The following is a 3,264-nucleotide window of genomic DNA, read 5'->3' on the forward strand; positions in this document are numbered from 1 at the left end:
GGCTCACGAGGACGTGTTCGACCAGCACAGGTCGTGCTCGGGCGTACAAGGACGTCGTCGGGCCGGTAGGGACGCTCTCGCCGCCGGCCGGGCGGTCGTTGACGACGCGGGTTAAACCTCCAGAACGTGGGCTGACCGCCGGAGGACGCCCTCCAGGGCGGCATCCTGGAGGGCCAACCCGCGTCGTCGACGGCTAACCCACGTCCTCGAACAACCCCAACCCACCCAAAGCAGCTCTTCGTGCAGGTGGCTGTCGTGGCCGGTGTGTCTTGAGTTTGTGGGTGCGCTGGCCGGCATGTTACGAGGTGAGGGGCGCGATGAGCCGCGCCGACTCACCACGCCAGACCCGACTGCACTTGGCCACCGGCAGCCCTGGCCAGTACCACCACACCCTCAAACCAGAAGAGCCCCTTGTGTGCACATGTGCGTCGGCCGAGTCGGCATCACCGCCATTGTTGGCCGGTGCTTGGCGTACGGTCTCCCGTCTCACGTGCGACTTGTGCTCTCGCGTACGCGTTTTGGGGATTTCCGACTGCCAGACCCGGGGAAAGCTCCAAGACGCGTACGTGTGGCGGGCACGCGTACTTCAGAGGCGGATCAGTCCTGGCGGGCGAGGTCGGCGGCGCCGATCAGCCCGGCCTCCTGACCTGAAGAGGAGATGACAATCTTGATCTCGGGACGGTGGGCGCGTGCCGTCAGGTGCTCGGCGAAGCTCGCGCGCACCGGGTCCAGCAGGATGTCGCCGGCCTCGGTCAGGCCCCCGGCCAGCACAATCACCTCGGGGTCGAGCACGGCGCACAGGTCGGCCAGGCCCAGGCCTAGGGCGCTGCCCAGGCGGGCGTAGCACTCCAGGGCGGCCGGGTCGCCTTCGCGGGCGGCTGCCGTGACCGCCTTCCCGGAGATCCGGTTCTGGTCCCCACCCGACAGCTCAATGATGCGGGCGGCGTAGTCGGGCCGGAACTTGGCCAGCTCCCAGCCGTTGACCCCCAGTGCCGTACCGGAGCCGTAGCGCTCCAGGCAGCCGCGCTGGCCGCAGCCGCAGGGACGCCCGTCCGGGACGACGTTGATGTGGCCGATCTCGGCGGCGAAACCGGCGGCACCGCGCACGAGTCGACCGTCAATGATGACGGCGCCCCCCACGCCCGTACCCAGCGTCACCACCAGGACGTTCTTGGCACCCCTGCCGCCGCCGAAGCGGGCCTCCGCCCAGCCGGCCGCATTGGCATCGTTCTCAACCACGACCTTCTTACCGGTGCGGGCTGCGATCTCATCGGCGATGCGGGCTCCGGTCCAGTCCAGGTTGGTTCCGTAGACCATGGTGTTGCGGTCGGAGGAAGTGAATCCGGCCGCGCCCACGCCGATGGTCTCGACGTCGTGCTGTGCGGCGAGTTCATTAGCCAGGTCCGCGATGGTGGTGAAGATGGCCTCGCGGCTGGTGGCGGGGGAGTCGCGGCGGGCGGTCGCCAGCACGGCACCGTCCTCGTCGACCACTCCAGCGGCGATCTTCGTTCCGCCCACATCGACGCCGATGCTCAGTGCCATAGCTGTTCTCCTGGTTTGCTCATATGTCGGTATGTTTTGCGAGGACCTCCCGCGGCACGCGGCAACGGCGCCTGTGTCTCAGTCGGTCGACTCCGACTGTGCGGGGATCTACCGGCATATTGTGACAGTTGTCTTCGGGGAGACCAACCTCGGTCCGCATCGACATCGGCCCGCTCCGGGCTCAAGCTCCCCAACACCGAGGCGGGTTGAATTTACGCACCGTATCGGCCGGCCTTACAAGCTGGGCTCGGCCGATACGATGCGTTGACTCCTCAGATGACTCCGCTCGGGAACGGCGGGTGCTGTCACCTGGCCGCGGCGGCCTGGTTGAGAATGGTGTTACGCATGTAGCCGGCGTCCGCGTACCCGTTCACGTAGGCGTCGTTGATGATGAAGAAGGGCGTGCCCTGAATGCCGAGGCTATAGGCGTGCTGCTTGGCGTCCTCGACCGCCTGTACGGTGGCGGCGTCCTTCAGGTCTGCGCGGAACTTCTCAAGATCCGGCACGCCGGCCTCCTGCGCGAAGGCGACCAGAGAGTCCTCGGTGTACTCGGGGTGGTCGGTCGGGTCGGCGGCGCGGTAGACGGCGTCGTGGAACTCCCAGAACTTGCCCTGGTTTCCGGCGGCGATGCCCCCTTGCGCGGCCAGCGGCGAGGTCGCGGTGATCTGAGCGAGGTCGCGCCACTCCACACGCAACGTTCCATCGTCAACCAGGTCCGCCAGCTCGGGCTCCACCTCCTGCGCGAACTTGGTGCAGAACGGGCAGGCGAAGTCGGAGTAGACGACCATCACCACCGGAGCGTCAACCTTGCCCTTGGCCTGGGAGTCGTCAGCGTTGCGCCTGACCTCGCCGTGCATGAGCTCCAGCAGTTCGGCATCGGTCTGCGACGGCGCGGCAGTCTCGATCGTCGTCGGCTCTCCTGAAGCGGCGGTCGGGGCCTGGGCGCTCACCTGCTCCGGGGCGCTGGTGTTGGACCGACCTGGTCGCACCACCAGAATAATCGCGATGACGGCCAGCAGGATCGCGATGCAGAGCAGCAGGGTGACGATGATCGGGTTGCTGCGGGATGCGGGACGCTGCCCGGGCGTGGTGTCGTGGTTCGGTGACGTCATGGCGGCAGTCTCTCAGAGTCGACGACGACGCCACCCGTGATATCGGCCGGGGTCGGATGGCATATCGGTAAAGCGGCGCTCCAGAAGTAGAAGCCGACTCTCGGCTGCGACTGCGGAATGCTGTTGGGGGCGGACCCCGGGTACGTGATCGGGTTCCGCCCCCACATCTACCGACCTCGGCACGTAAGATCTACCGACCTCGGCGCAGGGGGTGGTGTGGTGGTCGGTCGGTTCAGGCGGCTGGGTCGTCTCCGTCGCCGCCGAAGCGCCGCATCATGTCGGTCAGGCTGGTGCCGGTCAGTGAGCGCATGACGGCGTCGAGCTGCTCGACGTTGCCGGCCACGGCCTTGGGCAGCGCGGAGGCGCCCTCGGTGGAGATGATCGACATGTCCTTGACGCTGCCCAGCGGCTCGGCCAGGGCGCGGGCGATCTCCGGCGCCTTGTCCAGGATCATCTGCTGGGTGGCGGCCCGGCCGTACTTGGCCAGGGCGTCGGCCTTGTCGCTCATGGCCTTGGCCTCCGCCTCACCGGCGGCGCGCACGGCCTCGGCCTCGGCGCGGCCGCGGGCGGCGATGGCCTCCGCCTCGGCCTGGGCCTGGGCGGCGGTGGC

Annotated in this window: 3 protein-coding genes; all 3 read right to left on the reverse strand. The window is 68.1% G+C overall.

Annotated features, from left to right (window positions below):
- Positions 1–597: 597 nt before the first annotated feature.
- Positions 598–1,542: an ROK family glucokinase gene (locus Q4A20_RS14945; protein WP_303124184.1), complete on the reverse strand. Its 945-nt coding sequence runs from the start codon at positions 1,540–1,542 to the stop codon at positions 598–600.
- Positions 1,543–1,847: 305 nt separating this feature from the next.
- Positions 1,848–2,654 (reverse strand): thioredoxin domain-containing protein, encoded by an 807-nt coding sequence (locus tag Q4A20_RS14950; RefSeq protein WP_303124185.1) that lies wholly within the window; start codon positions 2,652–2,654, stop codon positions 1,848–1,850.
- Between the two features lie 232 nt (positions 2,655–2,886).
- Positions 2,887–3,264, reverse strand: a 378-nt coding sequence (locus tag Q4A20_RS14955) for a flotillin domain-containing protein (RefSeq protein WP_303124186.1), incomplete at its 5' end; no start/stop codon positions are given.

Origin of the sequence: Actinomyces sp. (genome assembly GCF_030530635.1) — a bacterium.
Lineage (GTDB): Bacteria > Actinomycetota > Actinomycetes > Actinomycetales > Actinomycetaceae > Actinomyces.

Excerpts from the sequence above, each read along its gene's own strand:
- Q4A20_RS14945 (WP_303124184.1), bottom strand. The coding sequence starts at position 1,542 with ATGGCACTGAGCATCGGCGTCGATGTGGGCGGAACGAAGATCGCCGCT.
- Q4A20_RS14950 (WP_303124185.1), bottom strand. The coding sequence starts at position 2,654 with ATGACGTCACCGAACCACGACACCACGCCCGGGCAGCGTCCCGCATCC.